Source organism: Loktanella salsilacus, from assembly GCF_024206795.1.
GTDB lineage: Bacteria > Pseudomonadota > Alphaproteobacteria > Rhodobacterales > Rhodobacteraceae > Loktanella > Loktanella salsilacus.
In genome coordinates, this window is the sequence record NZ_CP072994.1 from 1,223,362 (window position 1) to 1,246,113 (window position 22,752).

General features: G+C 61.0%; 19 protein-coding genes. 13 read left to right on the forward strand and 6 right to left on the reverse strand.

Annotation, left to right across the window (positions count from 1 at the left end):
- Positions 1-106 precede the first annotated feature (106 nt).
- Positions 107-2,266, reverse strand: a complete 2,160-nt coding sequence (gene purL / locus KBW81_RS06095) for a phosphoribosylformylglycinamidine synthase subunit PurL (RefSeq protein WP_254248685.1) — start codon at positions 2,264-2,266, stop codon at positions 107-109.
- A 327-nt stretch (positions 2,267-2,593) separates the two neighbouring features.
- Entirely contained in the window at positions 2,594-3,514 is a 921-nt protein-coding gene (locus KBW81_RS06100; protein ID WP_090183965.1) for a LysR family transcriptional regulator, read from the reverse strand.
- 159 nt (positions 3,515-3,673) lie between these two features.
- Between KBW81_RS06100 and KBW81_RS06105 the strand changes: the two genes are divergently transcribed.
- The 12 genes from KBW81_RS06105 (at position 3,674) to KBW81_RS06160 (ending at position 16,275) form a co-directional block, all read left to right on the forward strand.
- The gene (locus KBW81_RS06105; protein ID WP_254248686.1) at positions 3,674-7,084 is read left to right on the forward strand and encodes an indolepyruvate ferredoxin oxidoreductase family protein; all 3,411 of its coding nucleotides are present in this window, start codon (positions 3,674-3,676) and stop codon (positions 7,082-7,084) included.
- A 78-nt stretch (positions 7,085-7,162) separates the two neighbouring features.
- Positions 7,163-8,089: a lysophospholipid acyltransferase family protein gene (locus KBW81_RS06110; RefSeq protein WP_254248687.1), complete on the forward strand. Its 927-nt coding sequence runs from the start codon at positions 7,163-7,165 to the stop codon at positions 8,087-8,089.
- A complete protein-coding gene (gene murI, locus KBW81_RS06115) occupies positions 8,040-8,852 on the forward strand; it encodes a glutamate racemase (RefSeq protein ID WP_090183957.1) in 813 nt (270 codons plus the stop codon). Before KBW81_RS06110 ends, murI begins: the two co-directional genes overlap by 50 nt.
- 63 nt (positions 8,853-8,915) lie before the next feature.
- Positions 8,916-9,944, forward strand: coding sequence for an N-acetyl-gamma-glutamyl-phosphate reductase (argC, locus tag KBW81_RS06120; RefSeq protein WP_254248688.1), 1,029 nt, complete (start codon positions 8,916-8,918; stop codon positions 9,942-9,944).
- Positions 9,941-10,399, forward strand: a complete 459-nt coding sequence (gene ccmE / locus KBW81_RS06125; protein ID WP_090183951.1) for a cytochrome c maturation protein CcmE — start codon at positions 9,941-9,943, stop codon at positions 10,397-10,399. Before argC ends, ccmE begins: the two co-directional genes overlap by 4 nt.
- A 46-nt stretch (positions 10,400-10,445) precedes the next feature.
- Positions 10,446-11,057, forward strand: coding sequence for a holin-associated N-acetylmuramidase (locus KBW81_RS06130; protein WP_254248689.1), 612 nt, complete (start codon positions 10,446-10,448; stop codon positions 11,055-11,057).
- Complete coding sequence (locus KBW81_RS06135; RefSeq protein ID WP_254248690.1) at positions 11,048-11,587, forward strand: holin family protein; 540 nt, start codon at positions 11,048-11,050, stop codon at positions 11,585-11,587. The genes KBW81_RS06130 and KBW81_RS06135 overlap by 10 nt, the downstream gene beginning before the upstream one ends.
- 4 nt (positions 11,588-11,591) lie before the next feature.
- Entirely contained in the window at positions 11,592-11,780 is a 189-nt protein-coding gene (locus tag KBW81_RS06140; protein WP_254248691.1) for a hemolysin XhlA family protein, read from the forward strand.
- A 71-nt stretch (positions 11,781-11,851) separates the two neighbouring features.
- On the forward strand, positions 11,852-13,819 hold the full coding sequence (locus KBW81_RS06145; RefSeq protein WP_254248692.1) for a heme lyase CcmF/NrfE family subunit: 1,968 nt from the start codon (positions 11,852-11,854) through the stop codon (positions 13,817-13,819).
- On the forward strand, positions 13,816-14,256 hold the full coding sequence (locus KBW81_RS06150; RefSeq protein WP_090183941.1) for a cytochrome c-type biogenesis protein: 441 nt from the start codon (positions 13,816-13,818) through the stop codon (positions 14,254-14,256). The genes KBW81_RS06145 and KBW81_RS06150 overlap by 4 nt, the downstream gene beginning before the upstream one ends.
- Before the next feature lie 67 nt (positions 14,257-14,323).
- Positions 14,324-15,100, forward strand: a complete 777-nt coding sequence (locus KBW81_RS06155) for an enoyl-CoA hydratase-related protein (protein ID WP_254248693.1) — start codon at positions 14,324-14,326, stop codon at positions 15,098-15,100.
- A 65-nt stretch (positions 15,101-15,165) separates the two neighbouring features.
- Positions 15,166-16,275 carry an alkene reductase gene (locus tag KBW81_RS06160; RefSeq protein WP_254248694.1) on the forward strand — a complete coding sequence of 370 codons (1,110 nt, stop codon included), beginning with the start codon at positions 15,166-15,168 and terminating at the stop codon, positions 16,273-16,275.
- Positions 16,276-16,325: 50 nt separating this feature from the next.
- Here KBW81_RS06160 and KBW81_RS06165 read toward each other — a convergent pair whose 3' ends face one another.
- The 3 genes from KBW81_RS06165 to gltX form a co-directional block, all read right to left on the reverse strand.
- On the reverse strand, positions 16,326-16,853 hold the full coding sequence (locus tag KBW81_RS06165) for a DUF2087 domain-containing protein (RefSeq protein WP_254248695.1): 528 nt from the start codon (positions 16,851-16,853) through the stop codon (positions 16,326-16,328).
- A gap of 244 nt (positions 16,854-17,097) precedes the next feature.
- A complete protein-coding gene (locus tag KBW81_RS06170; protein WP_090183931.1) occupies positions 17,098-18,393 on the reverse strand; it encodes a citrate synthase in 1,296 nt (431 codons plus the stop codon).
- A gap of 92 nt (positions 18,394-18,485) precedes the next feature.
- Positions 18,486-19,889 carry a glutamate--tRNA ligase gene (gene gltX / locus KBW81_RS06175; protein WP_254248696.1) on the reverse strand — a complete coding sequence of 468 codons (1,404 nt, stop codon included), beginning with the start codon at positions 19,887-19,889 and terminating at the stop codon, positions 18,486-18,488.
- Between the two features lie 91 nt (positions 19,890-19,980).
- On the opposite strand from gltX, the gene KBW81_RS06180 reads away from it, so the two are divergent.
- Positions 19,981-22,026 carry a ComEC/Rec2 family competence protein gene (locus KBW81_RS06180; RefSeq protein WP_254248697.1) on the forward strand — a complete coding sequence of 682 codons (2,046 nt, stop codon included), beginning with the start codon at positions 19,981-19,983 and terminating at the stop codon, positions 22,024-22,026.
- A gap of 10 nt (positions 22,027-22,036) precedes the next feature.
- Here the strand turns inward: KBW81_RS06180 and lexA are convergent, their stop codons facing one another.
- Positions 22,037-22,735 (reverse strand): transcriptional repressor LexA, encoded by a 699-nt coding sequence (gene lexA, locus KBW81_RS06185; RefSeq protein WP_090183923.1) that lies wholly within the window; start codon positions 22,733-22,735, stop codon positions 22,037-22,039.
- Positions 22,736-22,752 lie beyond the last annotated feature (17 nt).

Consider the following 22,752-nt stretch of genomic DNA (forward strand, 5'->3'; position numbering starts at 1 on the left):
TTAACTTATGAACGTGGCGGCGCAGGGGCAAGGGGGCCCCTTTGGGGTGGATTGGCTTTGCAAGGTCCCCTCCGGGGGGAGTATTTTTGGCAAGATGAATACGCTTTTAGGCGACAGCGTCGGCAAAGGCGCTGCGGTAAAGGTCGACAAGGGGGGCAAGCGGCGTGCTGCTGGCACCAAAGGTGATCTTGTCGCCGCCCGCTTTGCCGACAAGCGCGATGGGCAGGCCTGCGTGGGCGGCGGCGGTCAGAAGCGCCTCTGCCTGATCGAAGGACGCTGCAATCAGGTAGCGGGCCTGATCCTCGGCGAAGAGCTGGGCGGTGTCGTCGGTGTCCAGCGTGACGCCGATGCCAGCGGTCTCCGCCATTTCGAACGCCGCAAGCGCGAGGCCGCCGTCAGCGAGGTCGGTGCAGGCGGTGATATTGGCAATGTTCGCGCGGATGAAGTCGCCGTGGGCAGCCTCTGCCACCAGATCGACGGGGGGCGCGTCGCCCTCATTGCGGCCAAGGTGTTCGGCCAGCAGGGCGGTCTGGCCCATGTGGCCTGGCGTGTTGCCCAGCAGCAGCAGGGTGTGGCCGTCGGCCAGCGTGCCGCGGATGATCTGGGTGATGTCGGCGATCAGGCCAACCGCGCCGATGGTAGGCGTGGGCAGGATGCCGGCACCGTCGGTTTCGTTGTAAAGCGACACGTTGCCGGACACGATGGGCATGTCGAGCGCGGTGACCGCTTGGCCGATCCCGTCGATGGCCCCGACGAACTGGCCCATGATGCGGGGCTTTTCAGGGTTGCCGAAGTTCATGTTGTCGGTTGTCGCCAGCGGCTTGGCCCCGACGGCGGTCAGGTTGCGGTAAGCTTCGGCGACGGCCTGCTTGCCGCCCTCGACGGGGTTGGCGAAGACATAGCGCGGCGTCACGTCAGAGGTGAAGGCCAGTGCCTTTGTCGTGCCGTGGATACGGGTAATGCCCGCGCCCGCGCCGGGGATGCGCAGGGTGTCGCCCATGACTTGGCTGTCGTACTGTTCATACACCCAGGACTTTGCCGCATAGTTCGGGCTGCCGATCAGGGACCGCAGGCCGGCGATGGGGTCGATGGCGGGGATGTCATCCACAGGGGCTGCAGCGGGCGTTGGTTCCCACGGGCGGTCATATTCGGGGGCAGAAGAGGCGAGCTTGGACAGCGGCAGGTCGGCTTTGACTTCGCCGTTGTGCAGGATCAGGAAGCGGTCTTCTGCGATGGTCTCGCCCACGATGGCGAAATCGAGGTCCCATTTAACAAAGACGGCGCGCGCCTCGGCCTCAAGCTCTGGCTTGAGGACCATAAGCATGCGTTCCTGACTTTCGGACAGCATCATCTCATACGCCGTCATCGCAAGTTCGCGCTGCGGTACGTCCTCTAGGTTCAGGCGGATGCCAAGGCCGCCCTTGTCGCCCATTTCCACGGCAGAGCAGGTCAGGCCAGCGGCGCCCATGTCCTGAATGGAAATCACAGCGCCAGTGGCCATCAGTTCCAGCGTGGCTTCCATCAGGCGTTTTTCGGTGAAGGGATCGCCGACCTGCACGGTGGGGCGCTTGTCCTCGATCGTGTCGTCAAATTCGGCGGATGCCATGGTCGCGCCGCCGACGCCGTCGCGTCCGGTTTTCGCGCCAAGGTACACGACTGGCATGCCGACACCGGAGGCGGCGGAGTAGAATATCTTGTCCGCATCCGCGAGGCCTGCGGCAAAGGCGTTCACAAGGCAGTTGCCGTTGTAGGACGCGTCAAAGCGCAATTCGCCGCCAACCGTCGGCACGCCAAAGGCATTGCCGTAGCCGCCAACGCCCGCGACAACGCCGTTAACCAGCTGGCGGGTCTTGGGGTGGCTGGGCAGGCCAAAGGACAGCGAATTCATCGCAGCGATAGGCCGCGCGCCCATGGTAAAGACATCGCGCAGGATGCCGCCGACGCCGGTGGCAGCCCCTTGGTAGGGTTCGATGTAGGACGGGTGGTTGTGGCTTTCCATCTTAAAAACGACAGCCTGACCGTCGCCAATATCGACGACGCCTGCGTTTTCACCGGGGCCGCAGATGACCTGCGGGCCAGTGGTGGGCAGGGTGCGCAGCCACTTCTTAGAGGACTTGTAGGAACAATGCTCGTTCCACATGGCCGAAAAGATGCCAAGTTCGGTAAAATTCGGCGCGCGTCCGATGATCGACAGGATGCTTTCGTACTCGTCAGGCTTAAGCCCGTGTGCGGCAATCAGGTCTGGCGTGATAATCGGATCTTGCATGGCGTCCCCCGGCAATAGCGTTGGGCTGCTTTTAGGCGAGGACGGCCGTAAGGGAAAGGCCTGCGCGCAATGCGGTGCGTTAAGTCTGCAGGGGGGGCTGTTGTTATGCCTGCCAATAGGCTGCGGGCAAAAAAGTGCCGGGCACAAAGGCCCGGCGAAGTCCAACAGGGAGGTGAGGAGACGGACAAACTGTCGCGTCGCCTCACCAATTCAGATAGAGCCGCGAAATTAAGCAATCAAGAAAAAATCTTAATAAATATTGCATTCCGGCTATGCACTGTGCGCATGACGCCACAACTTTAGCGTGAGATAGGGGCGGCTACCGGTTTATTTGGACGGCGCGCGCGGCTCTGTCAGGTTGCGAACGCTCTTGCGATGCTCGAAAATCTCGTCTTGCACAAAGTCGCGGAACGCCATGATACGGCGCGATTGCCGTAGCTCTTCGGGGTAGGCGAGGAAGACGGGGACTTCGCCGCTCTCGATCTCTGGCAGGCAGCGGACAAGGTGCGGGAAATCTTCGGTCACGTAGTCGGGCAGCACGCCAACGCCAAGGTTGTTGATCACGCCCTGCAGCACGCCGAAGTAGTTGTTCACCGTAAAGATAGACTGCACATCGTGGCTGAGCAGATGGTGAATTAATGTCGATCCTGCGGTGACTTGGGTCGATGTCAGCGCTTGGCAGATCAGGCGGTGGCCCTTAATTTCGTCGATGCGGTCCAGCGGCGGGCGCGTGTCCAGATATTCCTGCGTCGCATAAAGCCGCATGCGGATGTTCATCAAACGCTTGCGGATCAGATCAGCCTGCGACGGCTCCTTCATGCGGATGGCGACGTCAGCCTCGCGCATGGGCAGGTCAAGCACGCGTTCCTCTAGCATCAGGTCGATTTTGATGTCGGGATACAGTTCGTACAGTTTTGGCAGACGCGGCGCGAGCCACAGCGTGCCAAAGCCCGTCGTCGTGGTGACGCGCAATTCGCCGAACACTTCTTCTTCGCTATCGCGGATACGGGCGGATGCGGTTTCAAGGCGCCGGTTCATCGATTTGGTGGCGTCGAACAGCAACTCGCCCTGTTCGGTAAGAATCAGTCCACGCGCATGGCGGTGGAAAAGGGTGGTATTTAGCGACTCTTCGAGTGCGCGAATCTGTCGGCTGACCGCAGATTGCGACAGATGCAGCACATCGCCCGCATGGGTTAATGACCCTGCGTCAGCGACGGCGTGAAAGATTCGCAATTTATCCCAGTCCATCTAGTTCCCATGGCGAAAATGTTAGCGTTAAGCAATGCAACTTTATTACTTATGAATCTTCACAAATCAATGAAGGCTGGGGGGGAATATATCGCTTTGTAGGTCATAATTTATGACCTAAGCTGCATTCATCCGCAAATTGCGCATAGGAGGTGCACGATGAGCCGGGATAAGATCTCACTCAATGACCGTTTTGATCTGGATGTCAGTCCAGTGCTTTTGAATGGCACGCAGGCGCTGGTGCGCCTGATGCTGATGCAGCGTGCCCGCGATGCGCGCGCGGGGCTGAATACCGCAGGCTATGTCACCGGCTATCGCGGCTCGCCGCTGGGCGCGGTGGATATGCAGATGACCAAGGCCGCCAAGGCACTGACCGCCGGGCAGGTGACGTTCCAGCCGGGTCTGAACGAAGACCTTGCTGCGACCGCCCTGTGGGGAAGCCAGCAGGCAGAGCTGCGCGGAGAGGGCAAATACGACGGCGTCTTTGGTCTGTGGTATGGCAAAGGCCCGGGCGTGGACCGGTCCGGCGACGTGATGCGTCACGCGAACATGGCAGGCACGTCGCCCCATGGCGGTGTCATCATGGCGATGGGGGACGACCACACAGGCGAAAGCAGCACAACTTTGCACCAGTCTGACTGGGCGATGGTCGATGCCTATATGCCGATTGTCAGCCCGGCGGGTGTGCAAGAGGTGATGGACTACGGCCTATATGCCTGGGCGCTGTCGCGGTATGCGGGTGTCTGGGTGGGCCTAAAGACGATGAAGGACACGATCGAGGTCACATCCGTCGTAGACGGCGATCCGCATCGGCTCGATTTCGTCACCCCTGATATGCCGCTGCCAAAGGACGGGTTGAACATTCGTCTGGTGGATACGCCCGTGCTGCAAGAAGCGCGGATGATCGACCATAAGCGGTTTGCCGCAGAAGCGTTTAGCCGCGCCAATAAGATGGACCAGCGCAAGTGGGGCAAGCCCGGGGCCAAGATCGGCTTTGTTGCGGCGGGCAAGAACTGGCTTGATCTGGTACACGCCCTATCCCTGCTGGGGATCGACGAGGCGGAGGCCACGCGGCTGGGGATCACCACCTATAAGGTGGGTCAGGTCTGGCCGCTGGATATGGCCAGCTTTCATGAGTGGGCAAAGGGACTCGATCTGGTCGTCGTGGTCGAGGAAAAGCGCAAGCTGATCGAAGTGCAGGTCAAAGAGGCGCTGTTCGACGACACCAACACCCGCGTCTATGGCTGGCACAAGGGGGACGAACATTCCGAAGGGCGGCGCGAAGAAGTGTTCCCGACCCGCTATGCCCTAGACCCGATCTGGATCGCGGAGAAGCTGGGCGGGATATTGACCGAAGAAGGCTGCGGATCGTCCGGCGTCACCGCAGGGCTGGCGCAATTGGCCGAGGCACGCCGCGCAGACAATGTGCCGGAACTGGCGGCACGGTTGCCCTACTTCTGCTCGGGCTGCCCGCACAACTCTAGCACCAAGGTACCAGAGGGATCGCGGGCCTACGCGGGGATCGGCTGCCACTACATGGTGCAGTGGATGGACCGGGACACGGTCGGCTTTACCCAGATGGGCGGCGAAGGCGCGAACTGGGTGGGGGAAGCCCCGTTCAGCAAGACCGGCCATGTGTTCCAGAACCTAGGGGACGGCACCTATAACCACTCTGGCGTGCAAGCGATCCGCTTTGCGCTGATGGCGGGGACGACGATCACCTATAAGATCCTGTTCAACGACGCCGTCGCCATGACGGGCGGGCAGGGCAATGACGGCGGGCTGACCGCTGACCAGATCGTCAGAGAGCTTGTCGCCATGGGGGTGAAAGACGTCCGCGTTGTCTATGACGAGAAGGAAGACATCGACGCTGGCATGTTCCCCAAGGGCGTGCCGCTGTCGGAGCGGGCAGAGCTGCCGCGCGTACAGGCGGAGCTGGCTAAGGTGCAGGGCGTGTCGGCGCTGGTCTATATCCAGACCTGCGCCGCAGAAAAACGCAGACGCCGCAAGCGGGGTCAGTTCCCTGATCCGGACAAGCGGGTCTTCATCAATACCGACGTTTGCGAAGGCTGCGGCGATTGCGGGGTGCAGTCCAACTGCGTGTCCATCGTGCCGGTGGAAACAGAACTTGGCCGCAAGCGGGCGATTGACCAGTCGTCCTGCAACAAAGACTTTAGCTGTCTTAAGGGCTTTTGCCCGTCCTTTGTGACGGTAGAGGGCGCACAGCTGAAAAAGGCTGCCACCGCGCAGGTCGAACTGCCCGATATGCCGGAACCAATGCTGCCCACGATCCATGGCACGCATAACGTCGTCATCACGGGCGTCGGCGGCACGGGCGTTGTGACCATCGGAGCCGTGCTTGCCATGGCGGCCCATCTGGACGGCAAAGGGGCTGGCATGATGGAAATGGCCGGCCTCGCCCAGAAGGGCGGCGCAGTGCATATCCATTGCCGTATCGCAGAACGTCCCGCAGACATCAGCGCGATCCGTGTTGCCACGGGCGAATGCGATGCGCTGATTGGCGGCGATTTGGTGGTGAGCGCAGGGGCCAAGACCATCGGTCTGATGAAAACGGGCCGCACCAAGGGCGTCGTGAACGCGCATGAGATCATCACCGGCGATTTCACCCGCGACACGGAATTCCAACTGCCGACAGAGCAGCTAAAACTGTCGCTATCCGCCCGCCTGCGCGATGACGTGCAACTGTTCGATGCGACCGAACTGGCCAAGGCCACCATGGGGGACAGTATCTATTCCAACATGATGGTCTTTGGCGCGGCATGGCAGATGGGCGCGATCCCGATCAGCGGCGCCGCGATCCGCGAGGCGATTGCGCTGAATGGCGCGGCGGTCGACCGGAATCTGCGTGCGTTTGAATTGGGGCGCTGGGCCGTACTGCACCCTGCGCAGGTAGAGGATCTGTTAACCCCCACCGTGATAGCCTTGCCAAAGTCACTGAACGAAAGGATCGCGTTTCGCGAAGCCCATTTGACGGCCTACCAGAACAAGCGCCTCGCCAAACGCTACCGCGCCATGGTCGACCGCTTCGATGATCCCGCCCTGCGGGAGGCTGTCGCCAAGGGCTATCACAAGCTGCTGGCCTATAAGGACGAATACGAGGTTGCGCGCCTGTTGCAGGATAGCGCTGCCAAAGCCCGCGAGGCCTTTGATGGCGATATCAAGGTCAGCTATCACCTTGCCCCGCCAATGCTGTCCAAGGAGGGCGCGGATGGTCGTCCGATGAAGCGCACCTTTGGTGCAGGTATGGGGCGGATGTTCCCGTGGCTGGCCAAGCTAAAGGTGTTGCGCGGCACGCCGCTTGATCCTTTCGGCTATACCGCTGAACGCCGCATGGAACGCGCCCTGATCACGCAATACGAACGTGACATGGCGGCGCTGGGCACAAACGCGGCGCAGAACCCCGATGCTGCTGTCGCGCTGGCCGCCTTGCCGCTGACGATCAGGGGGTTCGGGCCTGTGAAGGCTGCGAACGCCGCTAAGGCTGAAAAAGAACGTGAAGTCTTTCTGTCCCGTCTACGCGATGGGCCATCAAAGATCGCCGCAGAGTAGCGGGGCTTCATAAAACCTTTACCGCACCGTGCAATCCTATCCCCGGATGAGGTAGCACGGTGCGGGACGCTGGCAGACATGGATAAAACGGCAACGAAAGAGATCAGTTATGCCAGTTCTGCCAAAGGGCGGGGCGGGCGCACGCTGATCCGCTTGCTGGAAAACGCAACCGGGCGGCCCAAACTGCTACGCCGGGTGCAAGGCTATGACGCGCAGGTCGGGCAGGGCGGCGATTTGTGGGATGTGCTGTCGGACCGCTTTGGCCTGTCAGTGGATGTCATCGGCGGGGCGCTGGGCCATATCCCGCAATCCGGTCCGCTGGTTGTGGTCGCGAACCACCCTTACGGCATCCTAGACGGTCTGACCTTGGGGCGGATGCTGTCCCAGCGCCGGGGCGGTGATTTTCGTATTCTGGCCAACAGCGTCTTTAACCGCGCAGAGGATATGAACCGCTTTATCCTGCCGATCAGCTTTGACGACACCCGCGCTGCCGCAGCGCAGAATATCGCCACACGCCGCACCGCGCTGGATTATCTGGCAGGGGGCGGCGCAATTGGCGTCTTTCCCGGCGGGACCGTGTCCACCAGTGCCAGCCCGCTGTCACAGCCGCTTGATCCGGTTTGGCGCAATTTCACCGCCAAGATGATCGCCGCCACCGGGGCCACCGTCGTGCCAGTGTTCTTTGACGGCGCGAACAGTCGCTTGTTTCAGGTGGCCAGCCATTTGAACACCTATCTGCGCCTTGGTCTGCTGATCCGCGAATTTCGCACCAAGGTTGATCGCCCAGTGCGGGTCGTGATCGGCAAACCCATTGATCCGGCAAAACTGGACGCTTTACGCCACAATCCCAAAGCATGCATGGATTTCCTGCGCCATCAGACTTATGCTCTGTCCCCAAGGCCCATCGATGCGAACAAGCTGGGTCACGAATTCGAGGCTAAGCATAGGGTGCGCCATGGCGGTGGGAATTTTCGACAGCGGTTTGGGCGGCTTGACCGTTTATGACGCGGTGGCCAAGCGGCTGCCGGACTTGCCGCTGGTCTATCTGGGCGACAACGCGAATGCGCCTTACGGCGTGCGCGATTCCGATGACATCTACAACCTGACGACCGCCGCCACGCAGCGGCTGTTCGATGCGGGCTGCGATCTGGTGATCCTGGCCTGCAACACCGCCAGCGCCGCCGCCCTGCGCCGGATGCAAGAAGGCTGGGTGCCCCCCGGCAAGCGCGTGCTTGGCGTTTTTGTCCCCCTGATCGAGGCGCTGACCGAACGCGAGTGGGGCGATAACTCTCCGCCCCGCGAAGTCGCAGTGAAACATGTCGCCTTGTTCGCGACCCCCGCCACCGTGCGCAGCCGCGCCTTCCAGCGCGAGCTGGCGTTTCGCGCTGTCGGCGTGGACGTGGAGGCGCAGGCCTGCGGCGGCGTCGTTGACGCGATCGAGGACGGTGATTTCATCCTTGCCGAAGCGCTGGTGCGGTCCCATGTTGATGCGCTGAAACGCAAGATGCCCGAACCCGACGCCGCGATGCTGGGCTGCACCCATTATCCGCTGATGGCAGAGGTGTTTCAGGACGCGCTGGGCGCGGATGTGAAAGTCTTCTCTCAGGCGAACCTCGTGGCGGAAAGTCTTGCGCATTATCTGGACCGACGACCCGAAATGGTTGGCAAGGGCACGCAGTCGCAGTTCCTGACCACGGGCGATCCGAAAAAGGTATCGTCCCGCGCGACGCAATTCCTCAAACACAGTATCACCTTCACTGCGGCCTGATGGCGCGGGCGTTGCACACGCCCAGCCTCGGCCCTAAATATCACCCTAAGGGGGACCGACCACATGACCTATAACGTCGCCATTCTGGGCGCTTCTGGCTACACTGGCGCTGAACTTGTGCGTCTGATCGCCACCCATCCGTCGATGCAGATCGTCGGGCTGTCCGGCAATTCCAAGGCCGGGATGGCCATGGCCGATGTGTTCCCGCACCTGCGCCATCTGGACCTGCCGGTCCTCACCACGATCGAGGATATGGACTTTGACGGCGTCGATCTGGTGTTCTGCGCGCTGCCCCACGCGACGTCGCAACTGGTGATCAAGGACCTGCCCAAGCATCTGAAGATCGTCGATCTATCCGCCGACTTCCGCCTGCGCGATCCGGCTGACTATGAAAAATGGTACGGCAAGCTCCATGCGGCGCTCGAAATGCAGGCAGAGGCCGTCTACGGCCTGACCGAATTTTATCGCGACGACATTAAAGGCGCGCGGCTTGTCGCTGGTACCGGCTGCAACGCGGCCACTGGCCAATACGCGCTGCGCCCGCTGATCGCGGCGGGGGTCATCGACCTTGATGACATCATTATCGACCTGCTCGCCGCTGTGTCCGGCGCCGGCCGGTCGCTGAAGGAAAACTTGCTGCACGCCGAACTGTCCGAAGGCGCGCATGCTTATTCCGCGGGTGGCACCCACCGGCACTTAGGCGAGTTCGATCAGGAGTTTTCTAAACTCGCTGGCCGCCCCGTCCACGTCCAGTTCACGCCCCATCTGATCCCCGCGAACCGCGGTATTCTTGCGACGGTATATGTCAAAGGCGACGCGCAGGTGGTCTATGATACGCTGGTTGCTGCCTATCAGGACGAGCCTTTTATTATCATGCTGCCCATGGGCCAGCACCCGTCGATCAAGCACATCCGCGCCAGCAACTTCTGCCACATCGGCGTGGTCAAAGACCGCATCGATGGGCGCTGCCAAGTGATCGCGACGCTGGATAACCTGACCAAAGGGTCCAGCGGGCAGGCGTTGCAGAACGCCAACCTGATGCTGGGCCTGCCAGAGACGGAGGGGCTGATGTTGGCCCCCGTCTTTCCGTGAGGGGCCTAAAGAAAAAGCGCCGGGTGCAGGTGCTGGCGCTGTCCGGCGTCTGTATCGCGGCGGTGCTGGGCCTGCTGGCCTTGCTGCCGGACGAGTCGTTCCAATTCTTCCGCTCGCCCTCTGAAGTCGCGGCTGATCCGCCGCGCGAGACAGAGCTGTTCCGCATCGGCGGTCTGGTCGAGGACGGGTCCATGATACGCGGCGTGGGCACAGAGGTGACGTTCAAAGTCACCGACGGCGGCGCGTCGATCCCCGTCAGCTATACCGGGATCTTGCCGGACCTATTTGCCGAAGGGCAAGGCATGGTCGGGCAGGGGCGTTACATTAACGGCACCTTTCAGGCTGTTGAAATCCTTGCGAAACATGACGAATCCTACATGCCAAAAGAGGTCGTGGATGCGTTGAAGGAACAAGGTATCTATGTGGCACCGGACGATGCGGTCGCGACCAATTAACCACAGATAGGCATGCTTCCCTTTGCAATAAAAGCAGGGGAACGGCATGCAAAGTGTCCAGCAGATCGCCGCCGATATCGTGCGGCGCGAAGGTGGCTTCGTCAACGATCCGAATGATCCGGGCGGGGCCACAAACCATGGCGTCACAATCCATACGATGCGCCGGTTGGGGCTTGATCTGACCGGCGACGGGCGCGTGGATACGGACGATGTGCGCCAGTTAACCATCGCGCAGGCGCAGGGCATCTTTATCCAACATTATTTCGACGGTCCCGGGATCGCACGGCTGCCCGGCCCGTTGCAGGCCAGCGTGTTCGACATGTACGTCAATGCCGGCAATCAAGCCGTCAAGATTTTACAACGCCTTTTCAACCAGATGCGCATCGAAGCTACAGTGGATGGCGTGATCGGGCCGCAGACGGCCCAAGCTGCGGCGCAGGCGATTGCGGCGGCACCTGATCATCTGGTGGATGCCTACGGCATTGCGCGGCGCAACTATTACTACGGCCTTGCGGACACGCGGCCCGCCAGTCGGCGCTATGCCCGGCGCAAGGATGGCGGCAAAGGGGGATGGATCACGCGGGCAGAGGAATTCATGGCAGAGCGCTATCGTCTGACGGACGCAGCGCACCGGGCGAGGGTTGCAGCATGGGCATGATTGGCAAGGTTATGGGCTGGTTTTTCGGGGGCGGTGGCACCCTTGTGCAGACGGTCGAAGCATTTCGCGAAAACAGCGAAAACGGCGCAGCCCGGCAGTCGAACGAAAAGCAGGCGGCGCTCGCCCAGTTTGCAGCAGAATTCCAAGGCGGACGCCTTGGTGTTTTCGACCGCGCTATCGACGGGCTGAACCGTTTGCCGCGCCCGATGCTGGCGCTGGGAACGCTGGGATTGTTTGTGGCGGCCATGGCCGATCCCGTGTGGTTTTCCAGCCGAATGGTGGGCGTGGCCCTGATACCAGAGCCGCTTTGGTGGTTAATGGGGGCGATTGTCAGCTTTTATTTCGGCGCGCGGCATCAGGTGAAAGGACAGGATTTTCAACGCTCTGCGGCGCAAACGGTCTTGATGGCGCAGGCTTTGGCCGCAGAGCGATCGCAAGAGCAAGCGAAGTCAGTGCCGGCAGCCCCAGAGGGGGCATTTACCGACAATGCCGCATTGGCCGAATGGTGGGGGCAATCGCGTGCAAAATGACTGGATGGACGAAATCGAGAAGCGTCTTATCGATTTGGAAACACATAACGCCGTAAACTGTGTGCACCGCGCAAATGTCGCGGATCGTCTTTTGGCGATAGAGGATATGCTGAAATGGCTGGTGCGCCTGATCATTGGTGCACTGATTGTGGGCGGGATTACCTATGCGATGCAGGGCGGTTTCCGGGTCTGAGACAATGCGGCGCACGCTGATTTGTGCGCCGCCCCGTATCCTAGCGCGCCGGGATACGGTATAGCTTTGGAATGTTAATAGAACTCGCACACTTCGCCCTGATTCTTGCCTTTATCGTCGCCATTGCGCAGATGATCGTGCCCATGATTGGTGCCCAAAAAGGGTGGGCGGGCTGGATGGCATTTGCCGACCCCGCCGCCAACAGTCAGTTGATCCTGACAGGCTTTAGCTTTGCCGTATTGATGCATGCCTTTATCGTGTCCGACTTCAGCGTCGCGCTGGTGTATGGCAACAGCCACACGGACAAGCCGCTGCTGTATAAAATCAGCGGCGTCTGGGGCAACCACGAAGGATCAATGCTGCTGTGGGTGCTGATTTTGGCGCTGTTCGGGGCCAGCGCGGTCTGGTTTGGCGGCAACCTGCCCGTGACACTGAAGGCGCGCGTTTTGGCGGTGCAAGCCAGCGTTTCGGTCGCGTTTTATGCCTTTATCCTGTTCACCTCGAACCCATTTACGCGGCTGGCGCAGGCCCCGCTGAACGGGCGCGACCTGAACCCGTTGTTGCAGGATCCCGGATTGGCATTCCATCCGCCGTTTTTGTATTTGGGCTACGTCGGGCTCAGCATGACGTTCAGCTTTGCCGTCGCCGCCTTGATCGAGGGGCGCGTTGATGCCGCTTGGGGGCGCTGGGTGCGGCCTTGGACGTTGGCGGCATGGGTTTTTCTGACAGTCGGCATCGCGCTAGGGTCCTGGTGGGCCTATTACGAATTAGGATGGGGCGGCTTCTGGTTCTGGGATCCCGTTGAAAACGCGAGCTTTATGCCGTGGTTGATTTCGGCAGCGTTGCTGCATTCCGCCATCGTGGTGGAAAAGCGCGAGACGTTGAAAAGCTGGACGATCCTGCTGGCGATCTTGGCGTTCGGCTTTTCGCTGCTGGGCACGTTCATCGTGCGGTCGGGCGTGCTGACGTCCGTCCATGCATTTGCCAATGATCCAGAGCGGGGCGTGTTTATCCTCCTGATCTTGGGCGTCTTCCTGGGCGGCTCGTTAACGCTTTATGCGGCCCGCGCAGGTGTGATGCAGGCGCAGGGCGCATTTGGCACGGTCAGCCGCGAAAGCGCGCTGGTGCTTAACAATATCCTACTCGCCGTCAGCGCTTTCGTCGTGTTTATCGGCACGATCTGGCCGCTTGTGGCAGAGCTCGCCTTTGGCCGCACACTGTCCGTCGGGCCGCCATTCTTTGACGCAGCGTTTACACCTTTCATGGTATTGCTGGCCATCGTGCTGCCGCTGGGGTCGCTGCTGGCGTGGAAACGCGGCAACTTGAACCGTGCGCGGTTGCCGCTGGCGGGGCTGGCTATTTTTGCCATGGCGATGGCTGGGTTGTTTTATGCGATCTACGCAGGCCGCTCGCTGCTGGGGCCTGCGGGCGTGCTGCTGGGCGTCTGGGTCGTGGGCGGCGCGACGCTTGACCTTTGGCTGCGGTCTGGACGTGGCAACATTGTCGAACGACTGGGCCGGATCCTGCGCCTACCGCGCGGCGACTGGGGTAAGACGGTTGCGCATGCGGGGATGGGTGTGACGATCTTTGGCGTCGCGGCGATGACCGCGTGGCAGCAAGAAGATATTCGCGTCGTCCAAATCGGCGACACGTTCGAGGTGGGCGCATATAGCTTTACCCTTGATGACGTCGAACAGGTGGCAGGACCGAACTATGCCTCGACTATGGCGACAGTGACGTCGCGGCGCGGCGATGGTCGCCCGTTTGTTCTAACACCGGAAAAACGGTTCTATCAGGTGGCGCAGATGGCGACGACTGAGGCTGCGATCACGAATGGCATCCTGCGCGATTTGTATGTCGTGATTGGTGATCCGCAGACGAACGGCGGCTATGCGATGCGCGTGTATATTAAACCATTTGCCAATTGGATTTGGGGCGGCGCGATGTTGATGGCGATTGGCGGGGTCATTTCGCTGACAGATCGGCGGCTCCGGTTTGCTGTCGGCGCAAAACGTGCGGCGCAGGTGCCTGCGGAATGAAGCGTCTGATCCTGATCTTTCTGCTGCTGGCCGGACCTGTCTTTGCGGTGCAGCCGTCGGAAATCTTGTCTGATCCGGCGCTGGAATCACGCGCGCGAGAGATTTCCGCCGGCTTGCGGTGCCCCGTTTGCCAAAACGAAAGCATAGACGAATCCAACGCGCCGATTAGCCACGAATTGCGGGTGTTGCTGCGTGAACGGCTGGTCGCGGGCGATACAGACGAACAAGTCGTGGATTTTCTGGTCGCGCGCTTTGGCGAGTTCATTTTGCTTAACCCGGACCGGCAGGGCGCGAACTTGATCTTGTGGGCCGCGGCCCCGGCGATGCTGCTGATCGCCTTGCTTGTTGGCTGGCTTACGATCCGCCGCCGCGCCCCGGCGGAACAGCAGCTGACCGAGGCCGAGCAGGCCGAGTTGGAGCGGATATTGCACTCGTGACGTGCGGTTTCGCTTTTACTTAAGGGCGGCCTCGCTACTCTGACGCAAACGTCAAAGGAGCAGGCCCATGGAATATAGTGCAATCACGGTTGATGCGCGCGACGATGTTGTCAAGATCACGCTGAACCGCCCCGAAAAGATGAACGCGCTGAGCACGCAGATGCGGGCCGAAGTGACGCATGCCTTTAAGGCGGCCCCAGATATGGGGCGCGTGGCGGTTTTGACGGGTGCGGGGCGGGCGTTCTGTTCTGGCCAAGACCTAAGCGATCGGTCCAGCGGTGCGGTGTTGGATTTGGAACGCACGCTGCGGGACGAATATGTGCCGATGCTGCGGGCGATTATCGACTGCCCGATCCCCACAATTGCGGCTGTGAACGGCCCGGCGGCGGGCGCGGGTGCGAACCTTGCACTGGTGGCTGATGTGGTCATGGCCTCAACCGATGCGTATTTTGTGCAGGCCTTTGCCCGCATTGGCCTGATCCCTGACGCGGGCGGCACCTGGTTCTTGCCACGCCAGATTGGTCTTGCGCGGGCCATGGGGGCAGCGCTGTTCACCGATAAGATCACGGCGCAGCAGGCCGCCGACTGGGGCATGATCTATGAGGTGGCCGAGGCCGCTGATTTCGAAGGTCATTGGCGCGGCCGGGCGTTGCAATTAGCAACCGGCCCAACGCAAACCTACGGCCATATCAAGGCGGCGTTGCGTGCGTCTTTCGATAACTCGCTCGAGCAGCAGCTTGAGCTGGAAGCGAAGCTGCAGGGCCAATGCGGTCTGACCCGTGATTTCACCGAAGGCGTCGTCGCGTTCATGGAAAAACGCCCTGCCGTGTTTCAGGGACGTTAAGGCAAAGGGGAACAACGGGCGGCGGTTGACGTTCTCTTGCGAACCTTATTTCGCAGGAGCGTGCAATGACCACTCAGACCGTCACCCGCAACGACCCGTTGTTCCAGCCCGTCAAAATGGGCAACATCGCCTTGGAAAACCGCGTGCTTATGGCCCCGCTGACCCGCAACCGGGCGCAGCCCGATGGTGTGCCCGGCGATTTGGCCGCCACATATTACCGCCAGCGCAGCAGTGCCGGCGTGATTTTCACCGAGGCGACTCAGATTTCAGCGATGGGCAAAGGGTATTTGGACACGCCCGGTATCCACACAGAGCAGCAAGCGCATGCGTGGAAAAAGATCACGGATGCTGTCCACGCCGAGGGCGGTAAGATCATCATCCAGCTCTGGCATGTCGGCCGGATCAGCCATGTGTCCTTGCTGCCGGACGGTGCCCAGCCCGTGTCATCGACGGACAAGGCGGCGAACGGCCAGACCTTTACCGCCAATGGGTTCGAGGACTGCTCTAAACCCGTTGCGCTGACCATTGAGGGCATCAAAGCCACGGTTGAAGATTACCGCGAGGCGGCGCGTCTGGCGAAAGTAGCCGGCTTTGACGGGATCGAAGTGCACGCGGCCAACGGCTATCTGATCGACCAGTTTTTGCAGGACGGCGTGAACGATCGCACCGACGCTTATGGCGGCGACATTCACAACCGGATGCGTTTCCTGACCGAAGTGCTGGACGCGGTCGCGGACCATTTCAAACCATCCGAAACAGGCGTGCGTTTGTCGCCGCTTGGGCAGGCCAATGATATGTCTGACAGCGATCCAGAAGGGCATTTTTCGGAAATCTACAAAATGCTGAACGGTTATCAGCTGGCATTTTTGCACGTCGTCGAAGCCTTTCCCGGAAGCGATGACAGCGCAGGGCGCGATCTGCTGGCACGGATGCGGGGCGACTATAACGGCTTTTACATCGCGAACGGCGGATATGACGCAAAGCTGGCGCGAGAGGCGATTGAAAGCGGCCACGCTGAGGCGGTGACCTTTGGCCGCGACTTTATCGCGAACCCCGATTTGCCAAAGCGCTTTGCACTGGATGCAAAGCTGAATGAGCCGGATCAAAGCACATTCTACGGCGGCGGGGCAAAGGGTTACACCGATTACCCCACGCTGGAAGAGGTGGAGGCATAAGGCCCCCCTTAACTTTGAAACGCCCCGGCCGTGACGGGGCGTTTCGTGTTTTACACCTTCGACATGGCGCGTTCGGACAGGGCCTTAATCACAGCGCGTTCCTCGGCGTCGGGGCTGCGGCCAATCCGGCGATAGGTTGCGCCATCGACCGTGCGCGTGGCCATTTTATGCTCGATCAGGCAGCGGCGCAGCAGCACATGATCGCCAAAGACCTCGTTGGCCTTTAGGACCGCGTTAACTTCGTTTTCAGTCATATCGGCGCGGTCCGGCAGACGGGTCCAGAACCACGCCAGACAAAGCCGCTGCACGCTGGTTTTCAGGGGCCACCGCGTCATGCGGGCACAATCGTCAAAGACGGCAAGCGCCCCTTTCACCCGGTTTAACGCCTGTTTGTCGAGGGCGGGCAGGGGCGGCGGCTGGCTGGCTTTCAGGTGTTGATGATTGCGATAACCTGCGGCCTGCGCGATCAGGCCAAGGGCCTGCGTCTGCGTGACATCGCTGCTCGGCCAATGGCCGCGCAGTTGGGTCGCAAATTGCGAAAGATCGTCGATCACAAGCGGGATCGGGGACCGGGACATGGTTCCTCCAGTTCTTGACGCATGGGATAGGTCGAGAGCCGCCCTTGTCGATCGCAGCGTCACTGGCTGAACGGTCAAAGGTTGTATGACAGGTTTAGCATGGCCTTGCGGCCGGCGGCGTCTGGGCATCCTGTCGCCCGTGCTGCCTTGATAGGCGCAAGGCGGGCGACCAGGCAAGGTAGAATGTACGAAAAAAGCCACGACCTTTCGGCCGTGGCTTTTATTTTGGTCCGGAAGAAGGGACTTAGCGCTTTTCGATATCGACGTAATCGCGCTCTGTCTCGCCCATATAGAGCTGACGGGGGCGGCCGATTTTCAACTGCGGATCGGACAGCTGTTCCTGCCACTGCGACACCCAGCCGATGGTGCGGGACACGGCAAAGATCGGCGTGAACATCGAGGTGGGGAAGCCCATCGCCTCTAGAATGATGCCCGAATAGAAGTCGACGTTCGGGAACAGCTTCTTCTCGGAGAAGTACGGATCCTCCAGCGCGGCTTTTTCCAGCGCCTTGGCGACCTTCAACGTCTCGTTGTTTTCGATGCCGAGCAGGTCCAGAACCTCGTCTGCGGATTCTTTCATCACGGTCGCGCGCGGGTCGAAGTTTTTGTAAACCCGGTGACCAAAGCCCATCAGACGGAACGGATCGTTCTTGTCTTTGGCCTTTGCGATGAATTCAGGAATGCGGTCCACGGTGCCGATTTCGCGCAGCATTTCCAAGCAGGCTTGGTTCGCACCGCCGTGGGCAGGGCCCCACAGGCAGGCGATGCCAGCGGCGACGCAGGCAAACGGGTTCGCGCCCGAAGACGACGCCAGACGCACGGTCGAGGTGGATGCGTTCTGCTCGTGGTCGGCATGCAGGGTAAAGATGCGGTCCATGGCGCGGGCCAGGATCGGATCGACGTTATACTGCTGTGCTGGCACGCTGAAACACATGTGCAAGAAGTTCGACGCGTAATCCAGATCGTTGCGCGGATACACGAACGGCTGGCCGACGTGGTACTTGAACGCGCTGGCAGCAATCGTTGGCATCTTGGCGATCAGACGGAACGCGGCGATTTCGCGCTGCTTTGGATCGTGAATGTCGGTGCTGTCGTGATAGAACGCGGACATCGCGCCAACAACGCCAACCATGATGGCCATCGGGTGCGCATCGCGGCGGAAACCGCGGAAGAACATCATCATCTGCTCGTGCAGCATCGTGTGGTGCGTGACCAGATATTCGAACTCTTCCAGCTGCTCTGCGTTAGGCAATTCGCCGTTCAGCAGCAGATAGCAGACTTCAAGGTAGTGGGAATGTTCTGCAAGCTGATCAATGGGATAGCCGCGGTGCTGCAGCTCGCCTTTGTCGCCGTCGATAAAGGTGATCGTGCTTTCCGTCGACGCTGTGGACGTGAAGCCGGGATCGTAGGTGAACACTCCCGCTTGCGCGTAAAGCTTGCGAATATCGATAACGTCTGGACCAGCGGTCGGCGTCAAAATTGGCAAGTCATAGGTCTGCCCGTCAATGGTCAGCGTCGCAGTCTTGGAAGTGTCGGCCATGTGAGTCCCTTATGTCTACGACGACCGTTATGGCGCCGCGTATCTTCAGTTTTCTGCCTGTGTGACGCAAAAGCGTAACTGAAACGTAACGATCAGGCAGAGACGGCCCGTAGCCGAGACAAGGTTTCATCCCGTCCAAGGACCAGCATCATGTCGAAGACACTAGGAGAGACCGACCGACCGGCAAGGGCTGCGCGAAGCGGTCCTGCAAGCTTGCCCAGTTTCGTATCCCGGGCGGTCGCAAAGGCGGCAACAGCCTCCTCCAGCGTTGTACGGTCCCAATTAACATTTTGCAGGTGCGGCGTCAATTCCGTGAAATATTGCTGCGCTGTGGCATCCAACAGGCCGGCCGCTTTTTCGTCTGGCACGATAGGGGTATCAGCCAGAACAAAGTGTGCCTTTTCAATGACATCGGGGAATGTTTTGGCGCGCTCTTTCAGGTGCGGCATCGCGGCCAGCATGTCCTTTTGCTGACGTTCGGTTAGCGGCAAAGCGCCCGTCGCCGTCAGATAGGATTCCAATTCTTGCAGCAGTGCAGCATCGTCCATCACGGCCATATGTTGCCCGCAGATATGCTCTAGTTTTTTCAGATCAAACCGGGCGGGGGATTTGCCGATGCCGTCCAGATCAAACCACTCTTGCGCCTGCGCATCGGTGAAAAACTCGTCGTCGCCGTGACTCCAGCCCAGACGCGCAAGGTAGTTGCGCATGCCAGCGGCGGGGAATCCCAGTTTTTGGTAATCGGCGGCGGCGGTTGCGCCGTGACGCTTCGACAATTTTTTGCCATCCGCGCCAAAGATCAGCGGGATGTGGGACAGCACAGGCTTGGGCCAGCCCATGGCGTCGTAAATCATGTTCTGGCGAAAGGCGTTCGACAGATGGTCATCGCCGCGAATGACATGGGTCACGCCCATATCGTGATCGTCCACCACCACGGCCAGCATATAGACCGGCGTGCCGTCGGACCGCAGCAGGATCATATCGTCCAGCTGGTCATTCGACCACGTCACGTCGCCCTGCACTGCGTCAGTCAAAGTGGTCGATCCGTCGCGCGGTGCCTTCAGGCGCACGGCATAGGGGGCGTCTGGGTGATCCGCCTCTGCCACATCGCGCCAAGGCGAGCGGAACAGCGTGGATTCCTTATTCTCGCGGGCATTTTCGCGAAAGGCTTCGATTTCTTCTGGCGTGCTAAAGCATTTGAACGCCTTGCCAGCGGCCAGCATCTGATGCGCAACCTCGGCGTGGCGATCCGCGCGGGTGGCTTGGCTGATCGGCTCGCCGTCCCAATCAAGGCCCAGCCAGCGCAGACCGTCTAGGATGATCTGGGTGTTCTCGGGGTTGGACCGGGCGACGTCCGTATCCTCGATCCGCAGCAGGAACGTGCCGCCGTGGCCGCGCGCATAAAGCCAGTTGAACAGCGCTGTGCGCGCCCCGCCGATGTGCAGCGCGCCGGTGGGGGATGGGGCAAAGCGGGTCACGGGGGGCGTTGGGGACATGGAAATTAACCTTTGATAAACCTTGAGAGCGCAGGGTCAGCGCGTTGGATGTCGGGATAGGCAAAGCGGGGGGCAGAAACAAGTGCAAGCGATGCTGCGCGATGCCTTGCTGGCGCAGCGGGGCGGGCTGATTGGCTGGTTGCCGGTCTGCCTGAGTATCGGCATCGGGGTATATTTCGCCCTGCGCTTTGAACCGGGACTGGTGATCTGGTGGTCGGTTGCGGCGCTGGCGCTTGCGCTGGTGATCGCGGCACGTGTCGTTGCGGTGGCCCTGCGGCCCGTGTGCCTTGGCCTTGCGCTGATCTGCGCGGGGGCGGGATTGGCCAAACTGGAAACCCTGCGCATGACGGCCCCGGTGCTGGGCTTTCGCTACTACGGCCCCGTGGAAGGGCGCGTCGTCAATATTGACCGCTCCAGCTCTGACGCGGTGCGGCTGACGCTTGACCGGGTGCGGCTGGACCGCATGGACCCCGCCCGCACGCCCGGCCGGGTCCGCGTGTCGCTTCATGGGGACCAACCATTGCAAAACTGGCGGCCAGGAGATGTCTTGATCCTGACCGCCCATCTGTCGCCCCCCGCAGGCCCGGCAGAACCCGGCGGCTTTGATTTTCGCCGCTTTGCGTGGTTCGAAGGGCTGGGTGCCGTCGGCTATACCCGCACTCCGGTTTTGCGCCTGACAGCCCCCGCCGGCGGTTGGCCCCTACGGGTATTCACAACGCGGATGGCAATTTCACGCGCTGTGCAGGCCCATCTCCCGGGAGAGGTCGGTGCCTTTGCCGCCGCCGTCGTCACTGGCGACAGATCGGGTATGGGGCAAGGCAGCCTGTCGGCGTTGCGCGCGTCCAATCTGGCACATTTGCTGGCGATCTCTGGCCTACACATGGGGTTGCTGACCGGGTTTATCTTTATGGTAATCCGCAGCGGCTTGTCACTTTGGCCTGCACTTGCGCTGCGGCTACCGGTGAAAAAGATCGCAGCCGTCTGCGCCTTGATCGCGGGGGCAGGGTACCTGCTGCTCTCGGGCGGGAACGTCGCGACCGAACGGGCCTATATCATGGTCGCGGTCATGTTGGTTGCCGTGCTTTTGGACCGCCGCGCGCTGACCTTGCGGGGCGTGGCCTTGGCCGCGACGCTGGTGCTGGTTTTGCATCCAGAGGCGCTGACCGGGCCGGGGTTCCAGATGTCCTTTGCCGCCACCACGGCGCTGGTCGTCGTGTTCCGCCTTTTGCGAGGTATCCACTTGGGGCCGCGCTGGTTCAAGCCAGTGGCCTCGGTCATCATATCTTCTGCCGTTGCGGGTGCGGCGACGGCCCCCTTTGCGGCCGCGCATTTCAACCAGATTTCGCACTATGGGTTGATCGCTAATCTGGTCAGCGTGCCGCTGATGGGCATTCTGGTCATGCCCGCCGCCGTGCTGGCGGCCTGCCTTGCCCCCTTTGGTCTGGCGGGGGCGGGCCTGTGGCTGATGGGGCTTGGCCTGCGCTGGATCTTGTTTGTCGCGAACACGGTGGCGGGTTGGGACGGCGCGCTGAGCCATGTGAAATCGCCGGGACCATGGGTGCTGCCTTGCCTGACGCTGGGCCTGCTGTGGCTGATCCTGTGGCAGGGGCGGGCCCGGCTAGCCGGGACGATTGGTATTGCGGCGGCTTTGGTCCTGTGGATCCAGACCCCAAGGCCTGCGGTGCTGATTGCGGACAGCGGCGGGTTGGTCGGGGCGATGGGGCCAGATGGGCGCGCCTTGTCCACGGCCACCGGCGACGGGTTCGTCGCGGGCATCTGGCTCGAGAATGACGGAGGCCCAGTCCCGCAAGACGTCGCCGCCAACCGCCCCGGTTTGATCCCGGCGCCACGCGGCGCGACAGTACAGATGGGTCAGCACAATATAACGCTGGTGCGCGGCAAGACCGCGCTAGCCCAGATGCAGGGATGCGGCGGCGCTGATATTCTAATCAGTAATCAGACAGACGCTGGACCGCGCCCCTGTCTGGTGCTGGATGTCGCGGCTTTGCGCAAGACGGGGGGCATCGCACTGGACTTGGACGATGCAGGCCGCCTGATTGTCACGACCGCAAGTCAGATCACAGGGCGCAGACCTTGGGTCGAAACCGCGCCTGTGATCATCGCACCGCTGGAATAGCCGCGCAGACCTAGTAGGTGCGGATCAGCCCAACCAAGCGGCCTTGCACTTTGACCTGATCGTCGCGGTAAATCCGCGTCTCGTAAGCTGGGTTCGCAGCCTCGAGAGAGATGGAGGAGCCATTACGCCGGAACGTCTTGAGCGTCGCTTCTTGGTCTTCGACCAGTGCCACAACTATATCGCCGTTATTCGCGGTCGTGGTTTCACGGATCACAACAACGTCGCCGTCATTGATCCCGGCCTCGATCATCGAATCGCCGCGCACTTCCAGCGCATAGTGTTCGCCCCGGCCCAGCATCGACTGCGGTACGGCAACGGAGTGGGACACTTCTGAAATAGCGGCAATTGGCACACCAGCGGCAATACGGCCCATGACGTTCAATTCCACCGCTGCGATGGTGATCACAGGCTGGGCTGCGGCGGGCAGGCTGTCGGGGCGGTCGCCGTCGATGACCTTGGGGCTAAAGCCGCCGCGTGCATGTTTTTCCGCCATAGCATCGGGCAGTTTGACGATTTCCAAGGCACGCGCCCGGTGGGCAAGGCGGCGGATAAAGCCGCGTTCCTCAAGGGCTGTAATCAGGCGGTGGATTCCCGATTTGGATTTCAGATCCAGCGCTTCCTTCATCTCGTCAAAGCTGGGCGGGACGCCGTCGCGTTGCACACGGGTATGGATGAAATTAAGAAGGTCGAGCTGTTTCTTGGTCAGCATGTCGGGCCTAACAATCA

Coding starts and splice junctions, on each gene's coding strand:
- KBW81_RS06165 (WP_254248695.1), bottom strand. CDS start 16,853: ATGTCCCGGTCCCCGATCCCGCTTGTGATCGACGATCTTTCGCAATTT.
- KBW81_RS06130 (WP_254248689.1), top strand. CDS start 10,446: ATGCAAAGTGTCCAGCAGATCGCCGCCGATATCGTGCGGCGCGAAGGT.
- purL (WP_254248685.1), bottom strand. CDS start 2,266: ATGCAAGATCCGATTATCACGCCAGACCTGATTGCCGCACACGGGCTT.
- KBW81_RS06160 (WP_254248694.1), top strand. CDS start 15,166: ATGACCACTCAGACCGTCACCCGCAACGACCCGTTGTTCCAGCCCGTC.
- KBW81_RS06170 (WP_090183931.1), bottom strand. CDS start 18,393: ATGGCCGACACTTCCAAGACTGCGACGCTGACCATTGACGGGCAGACC.
- argC (WP_254248688.1), top strand. CDS start 8,916: ATGACCTATAACGTCGCCATTCTGGGCGCTTCTGGCTACACTGGCGCT.
- KBW81_RS06105 (WP_254248686.1), top strand. CDS start 3,674: ATGAGCCGGGATAAGATCTCACTCAATGACCGTTTTGATCTGGATGTC.
- KBW81_RS06155 (WP_254248693.1), top strand. CDS start 14,324: ATGGAATATAGTGCAATCACGGTTGATGCGCGCGACGATGTTGTCAAG.
- KBW81_RS06140 (WP_254248691.1), top strand. CDS start 11,592: ATGGACGAAATCGAGAAGCGTCTTATCGATTTGGAAACACATAACGCC.
- KBW81_RS06145 (WP_254248692.1), top strand. CDS start 11,852: ATGTTAATAGAACTCGCACACTTCGCCCTGATTCTTGCCTTTATCGTC.
- KBW81_RS06135 (WP_254248690.1), top strand. CDS start 11,048: ATGGGCATGATTGGCAAGGTTATGGGCTGGTTTTTCGGGGGCGGTGGC.
- KBW81_RS06100 (WP_090183965.1), bottom strand. CDS start 3,514: ATGGACTGGGATAAATTGCGAATCTTTCACGCCGTCGCTGACGCAGGG.
- murI (WP_090183957.1), top strand. CDS start 8,040: ATGGCGGTGGGAATTTTCGACAGCGGTTTGGGCGGCTTGACCGTTTAT.
- KBW81_RS06110 (WP_254248687.1), top strand. CDS start 7,163: ATGGATAAAACGGCAACGAAAGAGATCAGTTATGCCAGTTCTGCCAAA.
- KBW81_RS06150 (WP_090183941.1), top strand. CDS start 13,816: ATGAAGCGTCTGATCCTGATCTTTCTGCTGCTGGCCGGACCTGTCTTT.
- KBW81_RS06180 (WP_254248697.1), top strand. CDS start 19,981: ATGCTGCGCGATGCCTTGCTGGCGCAGCGGGGCGGGCTGATTGGCTGG.
- lexA (WP_090183923.1), bottom strand. CDS start 22,735: ATGCTGACCAAGAAACAGCTCGACCTTCTTAATTTCATCCATACCCGT.
- gltX (WP_254248696.1), bottom strand. CDS start 19,889: ATGTCCCCAACGCCCCCCGTGACCCGCTTTGCCCCATCCCCCACCGGC.